The sequence below is a fragment of the Ramlibacter pinisoli genome, assembly GCF_009758015.1.
GTDB lineage: Bacteria > Pseudomonadota > Gammaproteobacteria > Burkholderiales > Burkholderiaceae_C > Ramlibacter > Ramlibacter pinisoli.
The window spans coordinates 254,372-274,753 of sequence record NZ_WSEL01000009.1; the positions used below are offsets into that span (position 1 = coordinate 254,372).

Annotated in this window: 20 protein-coding genes and 1 tRNA gene; 14 read left to right on the forward strand and 7 right to left on the reverse strand. The window is 70.8% G+C overall.

Annotation, left to right across the window (positions count from 1 at the left end; genetic code table 11):
• From GON04_RS15735 to GON04_RS15765, 7 genes are all read left to right on the forward strand, one after another.
• Nucleotides 1-981, forward strand: a complete 981-nt coding sequence (locus GON04_RS15735) for a tripartite tricarboxylate transporter substrate binding protein (RefSeq protein ID WP_232533138.1) — start codon at nucleotides 1-3, stop codon at nucleotides 979-981.
• A 40-nt stretch (nucleotides 982-1,021) separates the two neighbouring features.
• Complete coding sequence (locus GON04_RS15740; RefSeq protein ID WP_157400712.1) at nucleotides 1,022-2,014, forward strand: Bug family tripartite tricarboxylate transporter substrate binding protein; 993 nt, start codon at nucleotides 1,022-1,024, stop codon at nucleotides 2,012-2,014.
• Nucleotides 2,015-2,025: 11 nt separating this feature from the next.
• Nucleotides 2,026-3,429: a 3-isopropylmalate dehydratase large subunit gene (gene leuC, locus GON04_RS15745; RefSeq protein ID WP_157399008.1), complete on the forward strand. Its 1,404-nt coding sequence runs from the start codon at nucleotides 2,026-2,028 to the stop codon at nucleotides 3,427-3,429.
• Nucleotides 3,426-4,031 carry a 3-isopropylmalate dehydratase small subunit gene (leuD, locus tag GON04_RS15750; RefSeq protein WP_157399009.1) on the forward strand — a complete coding sequence of 202 codons (606 nt, stop codon included), beginning with the start codon at nucleotides 3,426-3,428 and terminating at the stop codon, nucleotides 4,029-4,031. The genes leuC and leuD overlap by 4 nt, the downstream gene beginning before the upstream one ends.
• 33 nt (nucleotides 4,032-4,064) lie before the next feature.
• Nucleotides 4,065-4,928, forward strand: coding sequence for an isocitrate lyase/PEP mutase family protein (locus GON04_RS15755; protein WP_157399010.1), 864 nt, complete (start codon nucleotides 4,065-4,067; stop codon nucleotides 4,926-4,928).
• Nucleotides 4,929-4,960: 32 nt separating this feature from the next.
• On the forward strand, nucleotides 4,961-5,914 hold the full coding sequence (locus tag GON04_RS15760; RefSeq protein ID WP_232533139.1) for a tripartite tricarboxylate transporter substrate binding protein: 954 nt from the start codon (nucleotides 4,961-4,963) through the stop codon (nucleotides 5,912-5,914).
• Nucleotides 5,915-6,037: 123 nt separating this feature from the next.
• A complete protein-coding gene (locus tag GON04_RS15765) occupies nucleotides 6,038-6,370 on the forward strand; it encodes a hypothetical protein (protein ID WP_157399012.1) in 333 nt (110 codons plus the stop codon).
• Nucleotides 6,371-6,443: 73 nt separating this feature from the next.
• On the opposite strand, the gene GON04_RS15770 is transcribed toward GON04_RS15765, so the two are convergent.
• The 3 genes from GON04_RS15770 to GON04_RS15780 form a co-directional block, all read right to left on the reverse strand.
• On the reverse strand, nucleotides 6,444-6,665 hold the full coding sequence (locus GON04_RS15770) for a hypothetical protein (RefSeq protein WP_157399013.1): 222 nt from the start codon (nucleotides 6,663-6,665) through the stop codon (nucleotides 6,444-6,446).
• A gap of 311 nt (nucleotides 6,666-6,976) precedes the next feature.
• Nucleotides 6,977-7,053: transfer RNA gene (locus GON04_RS15775), tRNA-Arg, on the reverse strand.
• A gap of 66 nt (nucleotides 7,054-7,119) precedes the next feature.
• A complete protein-coding gene (locus GON04_RS15780; protein WP_157399014.1) occupies nucleotides 7,120-7,314 on the reverse strand; it encodes a hypothetical protein in 195 nt (64 codons plus the stop codon).
• A gap of 158 nt (nucleotides 7,315-7,472) precedes the next feature.
• Between GON04_RS15780 and GON04_RS15785 the strand changes: the two genes are divergently transcribed.
• Nucleotides 7,473-8,567: an ATP-binding response regulator gene (locus GON04_RS15785; protein WP_157399015.1), complete on the forward strand. Its 1,095-nt coding sequence runs from the start codon at nucleotides 7,473-7,475 to the stop codon at nucleotides 8,565-8,567.
• A 46-nt stretch (nucleotides 8,568-8,613) separates the two neighbouring features.
• Here GON04_RS15785 and GON04_RS15790 read toward each other — a convergent pair whose 3' ends face one another.
• Nucleotides 8,614-8,802 (reverse strand): hypothetical protein, encoded by a 189-nt coding sequence (locus GON04_RS15790; RefSeq protein WP_157399016.1) that lies wholly within the window; start codon nucleotides 8,800-8,802, stop codon nucleotides 8,614-8,616.
• A gap of 198 nt (nucleotides 8,803-9,000) precedes the next feature.
• Between GON04_RS15790 and GON04_RS15795 the strand changes: the two genes are divergently transcribed.
• A complete protein-coding gene (locus GON04_RS15795) occupies nucleotides 9,001-9,570 on the forward strand; it encodes a type 1 glutamine amidotransferase domain-containing protein (protein ID WP_157399017.1) in 570 nt (189 codons plus the stop codon).
• Between the two features lie 195 nt (nucleotides 9,571-9,765).
• Here the strand turns inward: GON04_RS15795 and GON04_RS15800 are convergent, their stop codons facing one another.
• The gene (locus tag GON04_RS15800; RefSeq protein ID WP_157399018.1) at nucleotides 9,766-11,109 is read right to left on the reverse strand and encodes a glycosyl hydrolase family 8; all 1,344 of its coding nucleotides are present in this window, start codon (nucleotides 11,107-11,109) and stop codon (nucleotides 9,766-9,768) included.
• Between the two features lie 604 nt (nucleotides 11,110-11,713).
• Here GON04_RS15800 and GON04_RS15805 point away from each other — a divergent pair.
• The 3 genes from GON04_RS15805 (at nucleotide 11,714) to GON04_RS15810 (ending at nucleotide 15,713) form a co-directional block, all read left to right on the forward strand.
• Nucleotides 11,714-11,965, forward strand: coding sequence for a hypothetical protein (locus tag GON04_RS15805; protein WP_157399019.1), 252 nt, complete (start codon nucleotides 11,714-11,716; stop codon nucleotides 11,963-11,965).
• 266 nt (nucleotides 11,966-12,231) lie between these two features.
• Nucleotides 12,232-12,366 carry a hypothetical protein gene (locus GON04_RS27090; RefSeq protein ID WP_255481736.1) on the forward strand — a complete coding sequence of 45 codons (135 nt, stop codon included), beginning with the start codon at nucleotides 12,232-12,234 and terminating at the stop codon, nucleotides 12,364-12,366.
• Between the two features lie 11 nt (nucleotides 12,367-12,377).
• On the forward strand, nucleotides 12,378-15,713 hold the full coding sequence (locus GON04_RS15810) for a CHASE domain-containing protein (RefSeq protein ID WP_181653606.1): 3,336 nt from the start codon (nucleotides 12,378-12,380) through the stop codon (nucleotides 15,711-15,713).
• On the opposite strand, the gene GON04_RS27190 is transcribed toward GON04_RS15810, so the two are convergent.
• Together GON04_RS27190 and GON04_RS15820 are read right to left on the reverse strand one after the other, a co-directional pair.
• Entirely contained in the window at nucleotides 15,710-18,250 is a 2,541-nt protein-coding gene (locus GON04_RS27190) for an ATP-binding protein (RefSeq protein WP_157399021.1), read from the reverse strand. The two genes, GON04_RS15810 and GON04_RS27190, sit on opposite strands and share 4 nt — an antisense overlap.
• A 139-nt stretch (nucleotides 18,251-18,389) precedes the next feature.
• Entirely contained in the window at nucleotides 18,390-18,752 is a 363-nt protein-coding gene (locus tag GON04_RS15820; RefSeq protein ID WP_157399022.1) for a hypothetical protein, read from the reverse strand.
• Nucleotides 18,753-18,897: 145 nt separating this feature from the next.
• On the opposite strand from GON04_RS15820, the gene GON04_RS15825 reads away from it, so the two are divergent.
• Both GON04_RS15825 and GON04_RS15830 read left to right on the forward strand, forming a co-directional pair.
• Nucleotides 18,898-20,058, forward strand: a complete 1,161-nt coding sequence (locus GON04_RS15825; RefSeq protein WP_157399023.1) for a PAS domain-containing sensor histidine kinase — start codon at nucleotides 18,898-18,900, stop codon at nucleotides 20,056-20,058.
• Nucleotides 20,059-20,113: 55 nt separating this feature from the next.
• Nucleotides 20,114-20,374: a DUF3297 family protein gene (locus GON04_RS15830; protein WP_157399024.1), complete on the forward strand. Its 261-nt coding sequence runs from the start codon at nucleotides 20,114-20,116 to the stop codon at nucleotides 20,372-20,374.
• Nucleotides 20,375-20,382: the final 8 nt, after the last annotated feature.

Genomic DNA, 20,382 nt, shown 5'->3' on the forward strand with positions numbered 1-20,382 from the left:
ATGCAACGCCCCCATCGCGCCCCCGGCGCATTGAACCGCCGTGCCGCCCTGGGCGGCATGGCCGCGCTGGCCTTCACCCGCCCGGTCCTGGCGGCCGGCTTTCCGGCCAAGCCCGTGTCCCTGGTGGTGCCCTATTCGCCGGGCGGCGGCACCGACATCGTCGGCCGGCAACTGGCCCAGAAGCTGGCGGACCGCTGGGGCCAGTCGGTGCTGGTGGACAACCGCACCGGCGCCAACGGCGTGATCGGCTCCGCCCTGGTCTCCAAGTCGTCGCCCGACGGCTACAGCCTGCTGCTGGTGGTGGGCTCGCATGCGGTCAACCCGGCTCTGATGAAGAAGATGCCGTACGACACCCTGAGCGCCTTCACCTCCATCACCAACGTGGCGACCTCGCCCATGGTGCTGGTGGTGTCGGCCAAGGGTCCGCACAAGGCCCTGCCGGATCTGCTGAAGGCGTCCCGCGAGCAGGAACTGGGCGTGGGCTACTCGGAAGGCCAGACGCGCCTGACCGGCGAGCTGATGCGCCAGGCCGCCGGCCTGAAGACCGTGGAGGTGGCCTACAAGGGCGGCGCTCCGATGATGGTGGACATCATCGGCGGCCACCTGCCGATGGGCTTTACCAGCGTGCTGACCGCCCTGCCGCACGTGCAGGCGGGCAACCTGCGGGTGGTGGGCGTGGCCTCGCGCGAGCGCATCGCCGTCTTCCCCGATGCCATGACGTTTGCCGAGGCCGGCGTGCCGGGCATCGAATCGCTCAGCTGGTACGGCATGTTCGGCCCGGCCGGCATGCCGCCGGCCCTGGTCGACCAGATCGTCCGCGACCTGCGCGCCGTCTGCGCCGACCCGGCGGTGGTCAGCCAGTTGCGTGACCAGGGCGCCCAACTCGTGCTGGCCGGCCCCGCCGACCTCGACCGCTTCGTGCGCAGCGAAGCCGCCAAGTGGGCCACCGTCGCCCAGCGCGGCGGCATCAAACCCGAATGAACCTGACAACCGACGCCCCGGAAAGCCCCGCATCGTGAACCTGCATCCCCACCTTCCCTCGACCCGCCGCCGCCTGCTGGGCGCGGCCCTCGCCCTGGCCGCCTGCGGCCTGTCCCCCGCCCACGCGCAAGGCGACTACCCGAGCAAGCCGATCAGGCTGATCGTTCCCTTCGCCACCGCCGGCGTCACCGACACCAGCGCCCGCATCGTGGCCGAGAAGCTCGGCCAGGCCCTGGGCCAGACGGTGCTGGTGGAGAACAAGGCCGGCGCCGCCGGCAACATCGGCACGCAGCAGGTGGCCGGCGCCGAACCGGACGGCTACACGCTGCTCCTCGGCTACGACGGCACGCTGGTGATCAACCCCAACGTGTACGCGAAAGTGCCCTTCGATCCGATCAAGGACTTCGCACCGATCGGCAAGATCGGCGACGCCGTGCTGCTGGTGGTGGTCAATCCCAAGGTCGCAGCCACCAAGCTGTCCGAGTTGCAGGCCGTGGCCAAGTCCACGCCCGGAGGACTCTCCTACGGCAGTGCCGGCACCGGCAGCACCACCCACCTGGCCGGCGAGATGCTGCGCCAGCGCACCGGCATGAACCTGACCCACGTGCCCTACAAGGGCGGCGGCCAGGCGATGGGCGACCTGGTGGGCGGCACCCTGCCGATGCACTTCACCGCGGTGGCGGGTGCCATGCCCTTCATCAAGAGCAACCAGATCCGGCCCATTGCCGTGGCCTCGCGCCAGCGCGCGCCTTCGCTGCCGGACGTGCCGACCTTCATCGAGGCCGGCCTGAAGGACTTCGAATTCAATTCCTGGGTCGGGCTGGTGGCCCCGGCCAAGACGCCGCCGGCGGTGATCGCCAAGCTGAACCAGGCACTCAACAAGGTGCTGAGCGTGCCGGAGATGCGTGAACGCCTGAACCAGCTGGGCATCGTGGCCCAGCCCGGCACGCCGGAATCCTTCGGCCAGGAAATCGTGCGCGACCTGGCCAAGAACAAGGCGATCGTGAAGGCCGCCGACATCAAGCTGGATTGAGCGGCGCCAGCATGACCACCCTGTTCGACAAGATCTGGGCCGCCCATGCGGTGGCCCGCAACGAGGCCGGCGACGACCTGGTCTACATCGACCGGCACCTGGTGCAGGAGGTGTCGAGCCCGCAGGCCTTCGCCAGCATGAAGGCGTCGGGCCATGTCCTGCGTTCGGCCGCCCGCCACATCGCGGTGCAGGACCACAACGTGCCCACCACGGCCGACCGCCTGACCCACATCGCCAGCCCCGAAAGCGCCGAGCAGATCGCGACCCTGCGCCGCAACACGCAGGCCACCGGCATGCGCCTGCTGGACCTGGACCATCCGCTGCAAGGCATCGTGCACGTGATCGCGCCCGAACTGGGCTACGTGCTGCCCGGCAGCACCGTGGTGTGCGGTGATTCGCACAGCGCCACCCTGGGCGCGCTGGGCGCGCTGGCCTGGGGCATCGGCACCTCGGAAGTCGCCCACGTGATGAGCACCCAGAGCCTGTGGATGCGCAAGCCGCGCACCCTGGGCATCGAAATCTCGGGCGCGCTGGGCCCCGGGGTCTATGCCAAGGACCTGGCGCTGGCCCTGATCCACCACACCGGCACCAGCGGTGGCGCCGGCTACGGCACCGAATACGTCGGTCCGACGGTGTCCGGCCTGTCGATGGAAGCCCGGATGACGCTGTGCAACATGACAATCGAAGCCGGCTCGCGCTTCGGCCTGGTGGCGCCCGACGCGACCACCGTGGCCTACCTGCGCGAGCGGGTGCAGGGCGCGGCGCGCGAGCACTTCGAGCAGGCCGTGCAGGCCTGGGCCGCGCTGCGCACGGACGACCCGGCCGACTTCGATCGCCGGGTGGTGTTCGATGCCGCCAGCGTCAGCCCGCGCGTCACCTGGGGCACCATGCCGTCCGACAGCGCGGTCTTCTCCGGCCGCGTGGGCGACGGCGCCGCGCCGGCCGACGAGGCCGAACGCCGCCGGCTCGAGGCGAGCCTGGCCTACATGGGCCTGCAGTCCGGCCAGGCGCTGTCCTCCGTGCCGATCGACGTGGTCTTCATCGGCTCCTGCACCAACGGCCGCCTGGAGGACCTGCGCGCCGCGGCGGCCGTGGCCCACGGCCGCCGCGTGGCGTCCGGGGTGCGCGCCCTCGTGGTGCCCGGCTCGGGCAGCGTCAAGCGCGCCGCCGAAGCCGAAGGCCTGGCCCAGGTCTTCCTGGACGCCGGCTTCGAATGGCGCGAACCCGGCTGCTCCATGTGCATCGGGATGAACGGCGACAGCCTGGCCCCGGGCCAGCGCAGCGCGTCCACCTCCAACCGCAATTTCGAGAACCGCCAGGGCCAGGGGGGCCGCACCCACCTGATGAGCCCTGCCGCCGCGGCCGCCTCCGCCGTGCGCGGCAAGCTGACCGATCCACGGGAGTTCCTGTCATGAAGGCCGTCACCGCCCAGGCGTCGGGCCGCGCCGCCCTGATGCAGCGCGACGACATCGACACCGATGCCATCTTCCCGGGCCGCTTCCTGCGCCTGGTGCAGCGCGATGGCATGGGTGCCCACCTGTTTGCCGACTGGCGCGCCGAAGGCAGGCCCGAGGTGGCCTTCATGCAGCGCCAGGATCCGCCGCGCCTGCTCGTGGCTTCGCAGAACTTCGGCTGCGGCTCCTCGCGCGAGCATGCCGTCTGGGCGCTGGCCGACTACGGCGTGCAGGCCGTGCTGGCCCTGTCCTTCGGCGACATCTTCCGCAACAACTGCGTCAAGAACGGCGTGGTCGCGGCCGTCGTCGCGCCGGCCGACCATGCCCGGTTGCTGCAGGCCCTGGTCGCCGCGCCCGACGGGGAGCTGCGGCTGGACGTCGCCACCAGCACGCTGCACCTGTCCGACGGCGGCACGCTGCCGGTGGTCCTGGCAGCAGGCCACGCCGAGCAACTGCTGTCGTCCGAAGACGAAGTGGACCGCACCCTGCGCCACGAAGCCGCCCTGCGCGCCCATGAAGAGCGCGTGCGACAGCAGCAGCCCTGGCTGGCATCGCTGGGCTGACCCCTTCTTTCCACCCCACCAGACATCCGAACCATGGCCAATCCCATCCTCCGCCAGAAACTCGCCGCCGGCGAGTTCCTCGTCATCCCCGGCGTGCACGACATGATCGCCGCCGTCATGACCAACAAGGTCGGCTTCGACATCATCTACGGCACCGGCTACTGGCTCACCGCCTCCAGCCTGGGCCTGCCCGATGCCGGGATCGCCACCTACACCCAGATGGTGGACCGCATGCGCACGGTGGCGCGCACCAGCAATGCGGCCCTCATCGCCGATGCCGACACCGGCTACGGCGGCCTGCTGAATGTGCACCACACGGTCCGCGGCTACGAGGAAGCCGGCGTCACCGCCATCCAGATCGAGGACCAGGAGTTCCCCAAGAAGTGCGGCCACACGCCGTTCAAGCGCTGCGTGCCGACGCAGGACATGGTGGACAAGATCAAGGTGGCCGTCGAGGCCCGCGAGGACAAGGAGAATTTCCTGATCATCGCCCGCACCGATGCCCGCGCCGGGCTGGGGGTGGACGAGGCGATGCGCCGGATGGAGGCCTACGACAAGGCCGGCGCCGACATCCTGTTCTTCGAGGCACCGCAGTCCGAGGAGGAGATGCGGCGCGCCTGCGAGGCTTTCGACAAGCCGATGCTGGCCAACATGGCCGACGGCGGCAAGACGCCGATCCTGCCGGCCAAGGTGCTGGAGGAGATCGGCTATGCCCTGGCGATCTATCCGTCGATGACCAGCCTGGTGGCCGCCGCCGCCATGGAAAAGGCGCTGCGCACGCTCAAGGAGCAGGGCGTGAGCCAGACGCCGGGCATCGACATGTTCGACTTCGGCGAGTTCTGCAAGCTGATCGGCTTCGAACAGGTGTGGGACTTCGAGAAGCGCTGGGCCCGTTGATGATCCGCAACCACACTTCCCTCATTCGCAAGATGCGCACGCACTCCCTTGCCCTGGCGGGCCTGCTCGCCCTCGCCACGACGGCCCAGGCCCAGACGGCCTGGAAGCCCACCCGCCCCGTCACCATCGTCGTGCCCTACGTGGCGGGCGGCGGCACCGACGCGACGGCGCGGGCCACGGCCAAGCTGCTCGGTGAGCTCTGGGGCCAGCCGGTCGTGGTGGAGAACATGCCCGGCGCCGACGGCCTGATCGGCGGACGGCGGGTGGTCGACGCCCGTGCCGACGGCCATACCCTGCTGCTGCAGACGCCAGCCATCGTGCTGACCAAGCACGCGCCGTCCTTCAAGGGCCCCGATCCGCTGGCCCAGCTCAAGCCGGTGACCAACATCGCGCAGTCGCCCGGCGTCATCGTGGCCAATGCCAATATCCCGGCCACCACGTTGCCGGAACTGATCGCGTACTGCAAGACCGCGCCCACGCCCTGTTCCATGGGCACCGGCGAGAACGTGGCCAAGCTGTTCGGACGGCAACTGCAGGCCGAGGCACTGCCCAACCTGATCGTCGTCAACTACAAGGGCACGGCGGCCATCATCACCGACATGATCGCCAACAACGTGAACTTCGCCGTCACCGGCATCACGTCCGCGCTGCCGCACCAGAAGGCCGGCACGCTGAAGATCGTCGCCAGCCAGGGCGCCATCCGCGCTCCCGCGGCGCCGGAGGTGCGCACGGTGATCGAAACCGGCCTGCCGCAGTACGAGTACACGACCTGGTTCGGCCTGTTCGCGCCCAAGGACACGCCACCGGCGGTGGCCCAGGCCATCTACGCCGCGGTGAAGGACGTGATGCGCAATCCCGAACTGCAGAAGTCGATTGCTGCCGCCGGCGCGATCCCGCTGGTGAACACGCCGGAGGAATTCGCCGCCCAGGTGCGCAAGGAAGACGAGCGCTTCACCGGCCTGGCCAAGCGCTTTCCGCTGGATTAGCGGAGCGGCTCAGCCTGCTGCGACTGGGGCGGCATGCCATGGGTGTGGCGCGCCCGTGCGGCAGGTGATTGCAGCGGAACGTTTCCGGACACAGGCGCCGCTGAATGGGGCGACACTATGCGCATGGAAGCGACACCTGCTGCGACCCGACTGCCCAACGGCGATCTGCTCATTCCGGCGGCCACGGCGCTGTTGCTCAGGGACGTGCTGCAAGGACTGCAGGACGACCTGGTGGCACTGCACGGCAAGGCGATCGCCGAGCCTGGCGAGCTCGAGTCCGCCGACCAGACGGCCCATCGCCAGCAGGCCGTCGAAAGTCTCTCCGCCGCGGCTGGGGTGAAGGCTCCGACAGTCGAGATGCGCCAGATGCCCGACGTTCATTCGCTCGCGAACAGCACCAGGCCGGTCGAGCGCCTGAGCGCACTGAGGTCACTGCTCTTCGGCGACCCCGGGTGAGCACCAGGCCAGTCGCAGCGGCGCCCCGCGCGTAGCGATCCGGCGAACGGCTGGGGAACTCCCGTCCGCCTGCTCAATGCAGGAGAGCCCCACCGGGCACGACGAACACGTGATCGGTCCCGGACCGCACGATCATCACGTCGGCCTTCGCCTCCATGGACCGCAGCGACACCTTCCAGCGTCCGCCCAGGAGTTTCTCCAGGGATACCACCCGGTACAGCTGGGAGTCATTGGGCAGCTGCAGGATGTCCGTCGTGCTCAGCTTGTGGACGGCCCGCAGTGCGGTCGCTTTCATCCGGGAATTCCCCGCCGCTCACGGCCCACACGCCCGATGCGATCGTCCGACAGGTAGGGCCTCAAGGCATCGGCCCCTTCCCCCGACCTTTCCCCGGCTCGACGCTTCTGGTCCCCGGACGTGTCGTGCTCGGCTCGTCGGGGTACCTCGGCGGGCGGTTGTGGGACTTTAGGGTGCGGCTTCATGTGAAGACCTCCTGACGCATCATGCGCCCGCGCGGTCGGAATCCTCCTGAATCGGAAAGGATTCTGGAGCGCGCAGCGTGAGCGGGTGGTGGCGCTCGCCCCTGGCATGGGGGGCGCAGGTCAGTTTGGCCTGCCCGGAGGGACTCGAACCCCCGACCTGCTGCTTAGAAGGCAGCTGCTCTATCCGGTTGAGCTACGGGCAGCCTGGACGACGGGGCGCATTCTCGCACCGCCACGCCGCGCCAGGCTGCAGCGCCTTCAAGAGGACGTCAGAACCGGTGCAGGATGGCCAGCGCCAGGCCCGTCCAGCACAGGACCGAGGCCGCGCCACCGAGCCAGAAGCCGGGGCTTGCCAGGAGGTTGGGATCTTCGGACCCGGACGCGGCGTGCGCCGGCAAGACGGGCGCACCGGGTTCGACCTGGGGGAACGGCTGGGCGTGGCGTTCGGCGGGCGGTGCGTACATTCGGCGATCCAGAGGGAGTCGTGGGGACAGCTTAGGAGCGGCCCCATGCTCAGCCTTAGGGCGTTCGACTAAGGCCACCCAGGGGGATTTCCGATCCGGTCGCGATCTGGACGGTCGAGTCGCCCCGGTACACTGTGCCGCCCAGGATCGCCCCGCCCATGCCCGCGTCGCCCCCCGACGACCTGCCCGCCATCCAGCTGCTCTGCGTCGAGGACAACCCCGACGACGTGGAACTGCTGGCGCTGGCGCTGGAGCGGGCCAACCCGCGGGCGCGCTACGTGCTGCATCGGGTCGACGACGCCACGGCGTTCGCACAGGCCCTCAAGCGGGACTTCGACGCCATCCTGTGCGACTTCAACATGCCGCGGTTCTCGCCGTATGCCGCACTGCAGATCCTGGTGGCGCGCCGCTGCTCCACGCCGCTGGTGGTGGTCACGCGCGCCATCGGCGAGGAAGCGGCGGTGCACGTGCTGCGCTGTGGCGCCAAGGACTACGTCACCAAGGACAAGCTGGGCACCCTGCCCCAGATCATCGACCGCATCATGTCCGAGCGGCGCCGCAGCGCTGAGCAGGAACGCATGGCGCGCGAGCTGGAGACGGCCTACCGGCGGCTGAAGAAGCTCTCCGCCCGGGTGGTCGCCGCGCAGGAGCGCGAACGCACCCTCATCTCTCGCGAGCTGCACGACCAGCTGGGGCAGACCCTCACCGGCATGGTCATCCACCTGCATGCCGCCCAGCGCGCCGCCGACCCCCAGGCGGCGCAGCGCCACACCGCCACAGCGATGGAGATGGCGCAGGGCGCCGTGCAGCAGGTCAAGACATTGTCGTTCTCGCTGCGTCCCACCCAACTCGACCTGCTCGGACTGGTGGCTGCCATCGACGGCGCCGTCCAGCGCATGGCCGAACCGGCCGGGCTCGCCTGGAAGGTCATCGCCCGCGGCCGCGAGCCGGCCGAGCGCGACGAGCGCGCCTTTGTCGCCATCCGGCTGGTGCAGGAGGCGCTGGCCAACACGGTGCGTCACAGCCGCGCCAGCCGCATCCTGGTGCGCATCCGGTTCACGGCCGACGACCGCATCGGCGTGCTGGTGCTGGACGACGGCGTCGGCTTCGACAAGGCGGCCATCCTGGGCGGCCAGCCGGGCGAGCACAACGTCGGCCTGCACGGCATGTTCGAGCGCGTGGAGCTGGTCGGCGGCCGGCTGCACCTGCGCACCCGGCCCGGCGCCGGCGTCTCCCTCCGCGCGGTGCTCTGAACGGGGCGGGATGTCCGCTCCCGCTTGCGCCCGCCCTCAGGGCAGCTCAGGCATTGGGCAGGGGCGAATCGAACTGGGTCGGGTCGAACCAGGGTTCCTGCTGCTCGAAGTCGGTCTCGCGGAACGGCTCGGCGATCTGCGTCCAGCGCGCTGCCAGCAGGCCGATCACGCCACGGCTGCGGGGAGCCTCGCCGTTGCCACGGTGGGGGATGGTTGCGGGGATGTCGTCGGTCACGGTGTGCCTCCTGGCTCAGGTATACGAATGGTGCGCCGGTCGGGCCAGCGCGGCTGTAGGACGGCGGCATCTCGTACTGGCGCGGCCGGGCCAGGGTGCAACGCGAACCGCTGGCCTGTCCTACGCATGCGGTAGGCAGCCGCCCGCAGCGCCGGCGCACGCCCTTGCCTAATTTGATGGGTTGCAAGGAGGTTTGCCATGAACGATGCCCCCCCCGACCTGCACGGCCTGTCGGTCGCGATCCTGGCGGTCGACGGCTTCGAACAGGTGGAAATGACCGAGCCGCGCAAGGCGCTGGAAGCCGCCGGCGCCCGCACCACCCTGGTCTCGATGAATCCCGGCCAGGTGCGTGGCTTCCACCATGACAAACCGGCGGACACCTTCGAGGTGCAGCTCACACTTGAGAAGGCCGACCCGCAGGCGTTCGACGCGGTGCTGCTGCCCGGCGGCGTGATGAACGCCGACCACCTGCGCCTGAGCCACTCCGCGCAACGCTTCGTGCAGGGCATGCAGCGGGGCCGCAAGCCCTTTGCCTTCATCTGCCACGCGCCCTGGCTGCTGGTCTCGGCCGGCCTCGTGAAGGGCCGCACGCTCACCAGCTGGCCCTCGCTGCAGGATGACGTGCGCAACGCCGGCGCGACCTGGGTCGACCGCGAGGTGGTGCACGACGGCAACTGGGTGTCCAGCCGCAAGCCGGCCGACATCCCCGTGTTCAACGCGGCGATGCTGGACCTGTTCGCGAAACAGAGGGTGGCCACGGCGCACTGATCTCCGAAAAAAAGATGCCAGCCCTGAACTAGCGGCTGGCAAAAATTCAAGTTTCTTCAACAGGACGCACGACCAAGTCGGGGTCCGCCCGGGGCGCCGCCCCAGGCGGGCCCCTTTTTCTGCTTCCGGATCCGGAGCGGTCCGGGTTCGATCAACCGTGCATGTCGACACCGCGCGGCGGTGCCGACGGGGACGTCACGGCTGCCACCAGTTGCCGGAGGCGACGATCATCGGCAGCAGCTGCAGCTCGCCGTCGTAGTAGGTGGTCGAGAAGTTGTTGGCGTTGTACGACCACAGGGCGTTCAGGTAGTCCTGGTGCGAGCTGCTGACCATCGCGCCGCACAGCTGCGGGCCGATCATGCCCTTGGGCTGCCAGCCGGACGGACGGTCCAGCGCGCTGCCGTCCAGGCGGTAGCCGGTCGCGGTGCGCGCCGGGTCACCGCCGGTGTCGGCCTTGAAGAAGTTCATCATCTTGTCGCACACGTTCTTCCAGCGCACGTCGCCCGAGGTCACGTAATCGGTGCCCCAGCGCCACGGGTTGCGCTGGGCGTTCACGAAGTAGTGCATCTCGGTGGCCGTGCCGTCGCCCATGCCGCCCGGCGAGGGCACCGGGTTGCTGCCGCTGTTGACGATGAAGTCGGGCATCATGCCGGCGTTCGGCGAGAACTGGGTCTGCATGCGGTCGATCAGCTCGTAGGCGCGATCGATGGCCGATGTGCTCCAGAACGTGTCGCCAGTCGCCTTCGCGAACGCGCGGAAGTGGCTGATCATGTAGTCGGAGGTCCGGCTCGTCTCCGGCGACGGCAGGCCCTTGGTCGTGCCGTCCGACTTCATGTTCCACGTCTTCATCGCGTTGATCGTGTTGATGCCTTCCTGCTTGTAGTTCCAGGTGCCCGTGGAACCCCACTGGCGGTCGGCCATCAGCAGCGCCATCGCGATGTCCAGGTCGCCGTCCATGGCGTTCCAGCCACCGCCGGCCGCACCGCTCGAGGAGCCGTCGGCTTCCAGGCGCCAATCCATCAGGTACTGGCCCACGCCGGGGATGCTGTAGGCCGGGCGGGCACGCACGGTCTTGAGCAGGGCGTCGAAGGTGGAACGCGCGTTGGAGTCATGACCGGCCATCAGCACGGTGATGAGCATGGCGTAGCCGGCGGCCTCGGACACGGTCAGGTAGTTGTTGGCGAAGCGCAGCGCCTTGCCGCCCGAGACGCTGGGCACGTCGACGATGTTGCCCTTCCAGGAGTCGTAGGCGCGACGGATCGAGTCGTCCATGGACGAGTTGGACACGTTGTTCGGCATGATGCCGGCCACGTAGGCGTCCAGGCGCGCACCGAAGGGGTAGGAGTTGGGGCCGGACACCGCGCTGCGCGTGGTCGAGCTGGCGATGGTGCTGGCCGTGCTGGTGTTCGTGGAGGCCGCTGCGGTCCCCGCAGAGCCGGCCGTGTCGACCGTGCCACCACCGCCGCCGCCACCACAGGCGGTCAGTGCGAGGGCGACGGAGGTCGCGGAGCCGGATTGGAGGAAGAGACGTCTTTTCATGTTCAACAACTTTTTTGGGGTTGTGGTCGGGGCACTTCTTGGTCTGCGTGCGTGCCTGAACCTGTTGAAGGAATGAACTGCGGAGCACGGGGATCGGCTGGATCGCGGACGGCCGGGTTGCGGCGGTTGCGTCAGGCCAGGTGCAAACCTCAGCGAGAGCAGCGAATGTAGTAGGACACGTCCCACATCCGCGTCCTCCGGCCGCTGACATTCGTAACGTCATGTCCCGGCTGGAAAGCTCGGCGACGCACGATTCGAACCCCCCTCTTACGTAGTCCCCCGGACCGATCCCAGCCGTAGCCGCAAACGGTTGAGCCCCCCGCGGGGACTGGCTCTGCGGCCCCTGCGGAAGCTCGGCGGCGCGGGCTGGCTCGGCCGCAAATGGGGGGGCTCAGCCGGGCGCTCCAAGGCCCAGCCAGCGGCCTCCAGGAAAAAATGGGATGTCAAAGTTACGACTGCACGCGACTGTTCGTGGCGCAGATACCGACTGATGAGCTGGAGATAGCTCAACAGTGGCCCACGTTGGGAGCGTGTTGGCGGATGTCGCACGGAGCCGAAGCCGTCCGACCGTGGGAACGGGCGGCCCGGTCTACGCTGGGAAGAGATGGCCCATCCCGACCTTCCCAAACGCGGCACCCGCATCACCACCGCCGAAGGCGACTGGGAGGTGCTGGAGGTGATGCTGCTGGGCCGCGAGCCGCTGCACTACGCCGTGCGCGTGGCCTGCACCCCTGGCGCGGGGGGAAGCCTGTCGCTCATGCTGTCGCGCATGGAGTTCGAAGCGCTGCTGGCCCGCGCCAGCACGCAGGCGCCGACGGGGGCTGGCGGCCGCGGCAAGGCGGCGCCGCGCCGCTGAGCCGGAGCCGGGGTTCCCAGGACACCCCGGCCCCCTCCTTCTTATTAGAGGAAGGAGCACCCAGCACCGGCGCCCCAGCTGCTGGCGCGTCGCGTGAGGGAGTCGGGTTTCCCCTGAAGGGCGCCGCTTGTCTCGCCCCGGCATCCTTGGACCAGAGTCAGCCCATCCGTGCGGGACAATGGGGGCCGGTTCGACCTGCTATTTCTGTCCATCCCGCCCCTGGCGCCCCGCTTACAGTCCCTGCCACCCGCGTTCCCGGCCCCGCCATGACTTTCCCGCCCATCGCTTCCGGCCTGCCCACGCCCCTGCCCGCCTCCTCGAACCGCCGTGCTGCCGGCGGGCCGGGGCTGCAGGCGACACCGGCGGCCGCGTCCACCGGCGCGCCCGCCATGCAGGCCTGAACGGCAGGGGCATGCGCACGCATTCCCCCGACGCCCGATCCGCCTGGCCGCTGCGCGCCGGGCTGGCCGTGCTGGTCGCCGGCCTGGGCCTGACCATGGCCGCCACCCTGCGCACCGCCGAGTCGGTGCGGGCCGAGGCCACCGAGCGCTTCACCTCGCGCGCCGACCGCCTCGAAGGCTCGGTGGGACGCCGCATCCGGCGCGCCGAGGCCAACCTGAAGGCCACCCTCGCCACCCACCGCGCCCTCGGCGGATTCCGCCGCGAGACCTTCGCCACCTACATGTCCAGCCTGGCCCAGGGCGGGGAGATGCGCGGCACGCGGGCCATCGGCCTGATCGAACTGGTGCCGCGTGCCGGCATCGAGGCGTTCGTGCGGCGCGAGCGGGCCGACGGCGCCCCCGACTTCACGGTCCGCTCCACCGGCGCGGTCGAGCCCTACATGCTGCTGCGCTTCGTCGAGCCGGCGGCAAGCCTGTCACGGCTGCTGGGCTCGGACCTCGGCGCCGACCCGGTGCGCCGGGCCGCCGCCGAGCACGCCATCGACACCGGCGAGGCCACCCTCTCCGCTCCCATCACCCTGGTCCAGGGCCCGCGCCCGCTCGGCTGGCTGCTGTTCCTGCCGGTGTACCGCGAGGGCGCGCCGCTGGCCACCGTCGCCCAGCGCCGCGCCGCGCTGGAGGGCCTGGTGTACGAGGCGATGTCCATCGCGGAGGTGCTGTCCGACGTGCGCGGCGTCCTCGAGGACGGATTGCAGTTCCAGCTGTACGACGGCTCGCCCTCGCCCGATCACCAGATGTACGACAGCCGGGCCGGCGCGGCTTCGCAGGTGCGCGAGAGGCCGGCCTCCTTCCTGCTCGAACGCGGCCTGCACCTGGGCGGCCGCGACCTGACGCTGCGGGTGCGGGCCGACGACTGGGTGCAATCGCTCGAGGCGCGCCGCGCGCCCTGGGCGGTGGCCCTGTCCGGCGCCGCCCTCAGCCTGCTGCTGGCCCTGGCCGCCGGCCGCTTCCTGCGCGCGCGCGAGGAGAACGAGGCACGGGCGCGCCGCATGCAGGCCGACATCGACCGCATGCAGGAGCTGATGCAGCGCACCTCCGGCGTGGTGATGGGCCTGGACGAGCGCCTGCGGGTGGCCTGGGTCAACGCCGGCTTCACGCTGCAGACCGGCTGGACCGACACCGAGGTCGTGGGCCAGCCGGTGGGCCGCCTGCTGCGGGCGGCCGACGGCGGGCGCGAACTGGCGCAGGGCGTGGATCCCTTGCGCCACGGCTCGACCAGCGTGCGGATGGAACTGCTGCACCGGCGCAAGGACGGCACCCTGTGCTGGTTCGATGCCGACGTGCAGCCCGACCACGACGAGGACGGCGGCTTCCTGCTCACCGCCGCCGACATCACGCCGCGCCGCCTGGCCGAACGCCGGCTGGCCGAGAGCGAGCACCTGATGCGGCTGATGACCGACAGCATCCCGGCCAAGCTGTCCTACTGGGACGCCGACCTGCGCTGCCGGCTGGTCAACCGCGCCATGATCCTGTCGCTGGGCCGGCCCGGCCCGCAGCTGCTCGGGCAGTCGATGGCCGACATCGTGGGCGGCTCGGCCTTCGCGCAACTGGAGCCGCGCATGCGCGAGGCCCTGGCCGGCCGCGCCCAGCACTTCGAGCTCAGCCAGCCGCGCCGCGGCGGCGGCAGCGCCATCACGCTGATGCACGTGGTCCCCGACATGGAGCACGGCCATGCCTGCGGGCTGTTCGTGTTCGCGATGGACATCACCGAGCTGAAGCTGGCGCAGGAGCAGGCGCTGCAGGCCAGCCAGGCCAAGAGCCAGTTCCTCTCTCACATGAGCCACGAGATCCGCACGCCCATGAACGCCGTGCTGGGCATGCTGGGGCTGCTGCGCGGCACCGCGCTCGAGGCCCGCCAGGCCGACTGGGCGAGCAAGGCCGAACATGCGGCCCGCTCCCTGCTCGGCATCCTGAACGACATCCTCGACCTGTCGAAGATCGAGGCCGGCAAGATGATGCTCGACCCGGCGCCGTTCCGCTTCGACGTGCTGCTGCACGACCTGCGCTCCATCCTCTCGGGCGCCGCCACCGGCAAGGAACTGCGGGTGTCGATCGAGCTCGACCCCGGGCTGCCGCCGGTGCTGGTGGGCGACGACATGCGGCTGCGCCAGGTACTGGCGAACCTGGGCGGCAATGCCGTCAAGTTCACGCCCGCGGGCGAGGTGGCCGTGCGCGTCCGCCAGCTCGGACGCGAGGGCGACGCCGTGCGCGTGGGCGTGGAGGTCAGCGACACCGGCATCGGCATCGCCCCCGAGGACCAGGCGCGCGTGTTCAGCGACTTCAGCCAGGCGTCGGCCGCGATCACGCGCACCTATGGCGGCACCGGCCTGGGGCTGGGCATTTGCCGCCGCCTGGTGGCCATGATGGGCGGCGAGCTGCGCGTGGACAGCCAGCTCGGCCAGGGCAGCCGGTTCCACTTCGAACTCCAGCTGCCGGTCGCCGAGCCCAGCCTGGCGGCGCCGCTGCAACCCGAGCCGGCGCCGCCGCTGGACCCCGGCGCACGGCCGCTGGCCGGCATGCGCCTGCTGGTGGTCGAGGACAACCCGGTCAACCAGCAGGTCGCGCGCGAGCTGCTGACCAGCCAGGGCGCGCAGGTCACGCTGGCCAACGACGGCCAGGAAGGCGTGCACCGGGTGCAGACCGCCGAGCCCGCCTTCGACGCGGTGCTGATGGACATGCAGATGCCGGTGATGGACGGCCTGGCCGCCACGCGCGAGATCCGCACCCGGCTGGGCGCCACGCGGTTGCCCATCATCGCCATGACGGCCAACGCCATGGCGGCCGACCGCGACCGCTGCCTGGCCGCCGGCATGGACGACCACCTGGGCAAGCCGATCGACCTTCCGAACCTGATGGCGGTGCTGCAGCGTGCGATCACGACGGCGCGCGAGCGCGCCGCTGCGCCGCCGCGCCCCGCGGACGTCGATGTGGCCCCCGCCGGGCCCGCGTTCTGGAGCCGCGCCGTGGCGCTGGAGCGCCTGGGCGGCAACCCCAGCCTGCTCGAACGCATGGTGCCCCTGTTCCGCAAGAGCCTGCAGGACACCGCGGGCCAGTTGCAGGAGCTGTCGCTCGACACGCCGCCCGAGCGGGCCTGCGCCCTGTTCCACACCCTCAAGGGCATGGCCGGCACCATGGCGGCCGACGAACTGGCGCGGCGCGCCGCCAGCGCCGAACTGGTGCTGCGGGGCGACGCCTCGACGCCGACCGACGCGCTGGCCGCGGCGGTGCGCGAAGCAGTGGATGGCACGCTGTCGGCGCTGGCCGCCGAGGCCGCCGACCTGACCTAGCTGCCGCCGGCGACGCCCGGGGCCGCGCTTGCGCCGCCGGCCAGCAGGCGCTCCAGCGGCAGCGTGAACGAGAAGGTGGCGCCGCGATCGGGCTCCGAGCGGGCCCAGATCCGTCCACCGTGCCGCTCGACGATGCGCCGCACCAGCGCCAGGCCGACGCCGGTGCCCTCGAATTCGTCGGCCTTGTGCAGCCGCGAGAACGGCGTGAACAGCTTGCCGGCGTAGGCCGGATCGAAGCCGGCGCCGTTGTCCTGCACCGAGAACACCAGCTCGCCGTCGCCGCGCTCGCAGGCGACCCGCACGACCGGCTGCTCGCGCCGGCCGCTGTACTTGACGGCGTTGGACAGCAGGTTGTGCCAGACCTGGCGCAGCGTGGCCTGGTCCGCCAGCACGCGCGGCAGCGGCTGCACCTCGATGCGCGCGGCGGGCGGGCGCGGCACCTCGGCCAGCACCTCGGACAGCAGGCGCTGCAGGTCGACCGGCGAGTCGACCAGCGGCTCGCGGCCGGCCCGCGCCAGGGCCAGGAAGCCCTCGATCAGCAGGTTCATGCGGGCCGCGTTGGCCACCACGCGTGCGGCGTAGCCGCGCGCGCGCCACGGATCGTCGCGATCGAGCGCCTCGGTCATCGCCTGGGCGAAGCCGTCGATGGAGGCGAGCGGTGCGCGCAGGTCGTGCGCGACCGAATACGAGAACGATTCGAGCGCCTGGTTGGTCTGGGCCAGTTCGGCCGTGCGCTCGCCGATGCGCTGCTCCAGCGTGCGGTTGGCCTCCTCCAGCGCCTGCTGGGCCTGGTGCAGGGAGCTGACGTCGATGACCGAGCCGTAGAAGATGACGGAGCCGTCGGCTGCGAGCTCGGGCAGCGCGTTGGTCAGCACGTGGCGCAAGCCGGCACGCGGCAGCAGCAAGCGGTACTCGGCGACCAGCGGCTCGAGCGAACGGGCGCTCCCGGCCACCAGCTGCTCGACGCGGTCGCGGTCCAGCGGGTGCAGGCGCTCGAAGGCGGGCCGCGCATCGTGCGCCACGTCGGCCGGGTCGAGCTCGAACACCGCGCGCAGGCCCTGGCTGGCGAACGGGATGCGGGTGTGGCCGTCCGGCAGCATCTGGAACATGAAGATGGCGCCCGGCACGTTGCTCGAGATCTTCTCCAGCAGGTTGCGGTTGCGCAGCTCGCTCTCGCGCAGTTCGCGCTGCAGTTCGGGGAGGCGCTCGAGCATCTGGTTGAAGCCCGCGGCCACCGCCGCCAGTTCGGCCGGGCCGCGCTCGGGCGCGCGCACCGAGAAATCGCCGACGGCCGCGCCCGCGGCGGTGCGCCGCAGCCCCTGCAGCGGGCCGGTGATGCTGCGGCCGATCACCAGCACCAGCCACACGCACAAGGCCACGATGGCCAGGCCCACCAGCAGCGAATGCAGGAACGCGGTGCGCGCCGGCCCGTAGATGCTGGCGACCGGCACGCCGGCCGCGACGTACCAGCCGGTGCGCCCCACGGGCGCCACGCCGGTCAGCCGCTCGACGCCGTCGGGACCCCTCGCCCGGGTGGTGGTGGCGTCGGGGAGATCGACGGCCATGCGCTGCACCACGCCGGGATCGCTGGCGCGGGTGCCGACGTACTCGAGGCCGCCCGGGAAGCGCCCGGCTCGCTGGCGCAGCGGGTCCACCAGGACCACCGCCCCGCCGTCGGGCAGCGGCGTCTCCACCAGCGGGACCAGCGCCGACACCGGCAGCACCATCTCGACGGCGCCGCGCAGGGCACCGTCGGCGCCGAAGACGGGCTGGACCACGGCGAAGCGCCAGACGTCGGCAACGCCCTCGCGCCCGAGGGGCGCGACCAGCGGGGCGCGGGTGCGCTGCAACGCCTGCGTCCAGGCCGGCGGCGGCAGGTTGCGGCGCTCGGGCCGGCCGCAGGCCAGGCGGCCATCGGCGTGGAAGCTGGAGATCTCGAACACCGCCTCGTGGATGGCCGCCAGCTCGGGCAGCAGTGGATCGCAGGCGGCCGGGTCGAGTGCGCGCACCGCATCGCGCTGCGCCAGCGACGCGGCGATGCGCTGTTGCGAGTTGAAGAAGCTGGCGACATCGGACGCGGTGTTCCGGGCCACGTCGCGGACCAGCCGGTCAGCCGCGTCGACCTGCAACCGCGTGTCGCGCGACACGTTCCACCCGAGCAGGGCCACCATCGGCAGGCCGGTGGCCAGGACCAGCAGCGACAGCAGCACCACCACCGGCAGGCGGCCGCGGCCGGACGGCTGCAGCTGCGGCGGCAGCAGGGTGGAGGCCTCGTCGGGCGAGCGGTGGCGGCGCAACGCCAGCACGGCATAGACGAACAGCGCGGACAGCAGCACGAAGCCGCCGCCCTTCCAGCTCTGGAAGACGGTGAGCGACTCGGGGGTGGTGAACAGCAGCTGGCCGGCGCTGTCCGAAAACAGGATCCAGAGCAGCCCGAACAGCAGGTAACCGGCCGCCAACACCAGCGCACCGGCGCGTCGCTGGAGCCAGTCGGCCAGGCGCGTCGGGGCGTCGGTCCGGACGAGCTCCTCGTTCACCCCGCGAGCATGCAGCAATGTGCAGGTGCTCGCAATCGCGGACCTGTCAGCGTTGACGGCCGGGCTACCCGTGTCGCGTGCTGCCCACGTTCACAGGTGCATCGGCCTTCACGGCCGACGTGTCACGGACGACCGCAGGTCAGGGTTCCTCGGTCGTCACTCCCAGCGGTTCGAGCGTGTTCGGGTCGAGTTCGAGGCGGATCAGGCGCACCACCTGGCCGCTGGGCAGGTCGCGCGGCACGCGGTCGCGGTCGAGATAGACGTTGCCCAGGCCCGGGCCATTCTTGGCATCGCGCACCACGGGCAGCCAGTGCACCAGCGTCCTGGGCTTGAGCCGGAACTTCAGGCCGGGCGCCGATCGCACCAGCGTGGCCACGGCGACGGCCGGCTCCATGTCGGTCCAGCCATCATCGTTCGGCGTGACCTGCACGACCTGGCCGTCGAGGACGGCCCGGATGAGCTCGGCATTCGGGATGGAATGGGCGGGCGGGTTCGAGGTCATCCACGAATGGTGCGGCAAACAGGCCCTGCCGTCGCCACTGCCGGGCCCCGCCGCAACGGATTGCAGCAACCGTTGCGCCTGCTGACTCCTGCTGGGCCGCGGGCCGCCACGGCCGGGTTCCGCCCGCCTGTATTCTGGGTGGCCGATGCAAGATCCCCTGGCCCCCGGTACGCTGCAGCGTGCGCTCATCGACGGACTGCTGACCCAGACCAAGGAATACGCCCTCGTCGCGCTCGACGCCGGAGGCCGCGTCGTCGCCTGGTGCGGCGCCGCGGAAACCCTGCTCGGCCACGCGGCCGGGGAGGCCATCGGCCGGCACGTGGGCGAGTTGCTGTTCACCCCGGAAGACCGGGCGAAGGGCTTCCACGACCACGAACTCGAGGTCGCGCGGCGCGACAGCCGCTCGGAGGACGACCGCTGGCACCTGCGCAAGGACGGCACGCGCATCTGGGTCACCGGCTCCGTCGACGCCATCCGCGATGCCCAGGGCCAACTGATCGGCTTCGTGAAGGTCATGCGCGACCGCTCGGACCTGCACACCTGGACCAAGGGCCTGGAAGCCGAGCGCGACCGGCTGCAGGCGGCGCACCAGAGGACCCTGCAGTTCCTGCGCACGCTGGGCCACGAGATGCGCAATCCCATGGCCCCGCTGCAGAACTCCGCCTTCATCCTGGAAAAGCTCCATTCCGACGAGAAGACCCGGCGCGTGGTCGACATCATCCAGAGCCAGGTCGGCGCGCTGCGCAGGCTGGCGGAAGACCTGATGGAGGTCTCGCGGCTGGAGGGCGGCAAGGTCGGCCTGCAGCTGGAGCCGGCAGACCTGCGCGAGGTCGCGCTGGGCTCGGTCACCGCGCTGCAGCCGCAGGCGCGCATCAAGGGCGTGGCCCTCGAATGCATCCTGCCGGCCGGGCGCCTGCCGGTGCGGATCGATGCCGACCGTTTCCAGCAGGTGCTGCTGAACCTGGTGGGCAATGCGATCAAGTACACCCCCGCCGGCGGTTCGATCTGGCTCAAGCCCACGCAGGAAGGCGACGACGTCCTGTTGCGCGTCGAGGACACCGGCATCGGCATCGACCCCCAGGAGCTGCCGCGCATCTTCGACCTGTTCAGCCGGGAACAGGCGGCGCAGGACATCGACCCGAGCGGCCTGGGGATCGGCCTGGCCGTGGTGCGCGAGGTGATGCAGTTGCACGGCGGCAGCGTCCAGGCGCGCAGCGCGGGACGCGACAAGGGGTCCGAGTTCACCGTGCGCCTGCCACTGGACCCGGGCGAGCCGCAGCCGCCGGCACAACTGCCGCTGCCCTGAGCTGCGGAAGGCGGCGCGCAAGGCGGGCCGGCGCTTTTCTGCACAATGCGGCCCCATGACTGACGAAGCCACGCCCCCCACCGACCGCCCCGCCCTGCCCGACCGCCTGTCCATCGACCCCCGCAGCCCGCACCACGTGCGCGAGGTGTTCCAGTACGAGGTCGGCATCCGCTTCAACGGCAAGGTGCGCGAGGACGTCGAGGAGTACTGTGTCAGCGAGGGCTGGATCCGGGTGCCGGCCGGCAAGACGGTGGACCGCAAGGGCCACCCACTGATGATCAAGCTCAAGGGCGCCGTGGAGGCGTTCTACAAGTAGCGCGGACC

Excerpts from the sequence above, each read along its gene's own strand:
- GON04_RS15735 (WP_232533138.1), top strand. The coding sequence starts at position 1 with ATGCAACGCCCCCATCGCGCCCCCGGCGCATTGAACCGCCGTGCCGCC.
- leuC (WP_157399008.1), top strand. The coding sequence starts at position 2,026 with ATGACCACCCTGTTCGACAAGATCTGGGCCGCCCATGCGGTGGCCCGC.
- leuD (WP_157399009.1), top strand. The coding sequence starts at position 3,426 with ATGAAGGCCGTCACCGCCCAGGCGTCGGGCCGCGCCGCCCTGATGCAG.
- GON04_RS15755 (WP_157399010.1), top strand. The coding sequence starts at position 4,065 with ATGGCCAATCCCATCCTCCGCCAGAAACTCGCCGCCGGCGAGTTCCTC.
- GON04_RS15760 (WP_232533139.1), top strand. The coding sequence starts at position 4,961 with ATGCGCACGCACTCCCTTGCCCTGGCGGGCCTGCTCGCCCTCGCCACG.
- GON04_RS15765 (WP_157399012.1), top strand. The coding sequence starts at position 6,038 with ATGGAAGCGACACCTGCTGCGACCCGACTGCCCAACGGCGATCTGCTC.
- GON04_RS15770 (WP_157399013.1), bottom strand. The coding sequence starts at position 6,665 with ATGAAAGCGACCGCACTGCGGGCCGTCCACAAGCTGAGCACGACGGAC.
- GON04_RS15780 (WP_157399014.1), bottom strand. The coding sequence starts at position 7,314 with ATGTACGCACCGCCCGCCGAACGCCACGCCCAGCCGTTCCCCCAGGTC.
- GON04_RS15785 (WP_157399015.1), top strand. The coding sequence starts at position 7,473 with ATGCCCGCGTCGCCCCCCGACGACCTGCCCGCCATCCAGCTGCTCTGC.
- GON04_RS15795 (WP_157399017.1), top strand. The coding sequence starts at position 9,001 with ATGAACGATGCCCCCCCCGACCTGCACGGCCTGTCGGTCGCGATCCTG.
- GON04_RS15800 (WP_157399018.1), bottom strand. The coding sequence starts at position 11,109 with ATGAAAAGACGTCTCTTCCTCCAATCCGGCTCCGCGACCTCCGTCGCC.
- GON04_RS15805 (WP_157399019.1), top strand. The coding sequence starts at position 11,714 with ATGGCCCATCCCGACCTTCCCAAACGCGGCACCCGCATCACCACCGCC.
- GON04_RS27090 (WP_255481736.1), top strand. The coding sequence starts at position 12,232 with ATGACTTTCCCGCCCATCGCTTCCGGCCTGCCCACGCCCCTGCCCGCC.
- GON04_RS15810 (WP_181653606.1), top strand. The coding sequence starts at position 12,378 with ATGCGCACGCATTCCCCCGACGCCCGATCCGCCTGGCCGCTGCGCGCC.
- GON04_RS15820 (WP_157399022.1), bottom strand. The coding sequence starts at position 18,752 with ATGACCTCGAACCCGCCCGCCCATTCCATCCCGAATGCCGAGCTCATC.
- GON04_RS15825 (WP_157399023.1), top strand. The coding sequence starts at position 18,898 with ATGCAAGATCCCCTGGCCCCCGGTACGCTGCAGCGTGCGCTCATCGAC.
- GON04_RS15830 (WP_157399024.1), top strand. The coding sequence starts at position 20,114 with ATGACTGACGAAGCCACGCCCCCCACCGACCGCCCCGCCCTGCCCGAC.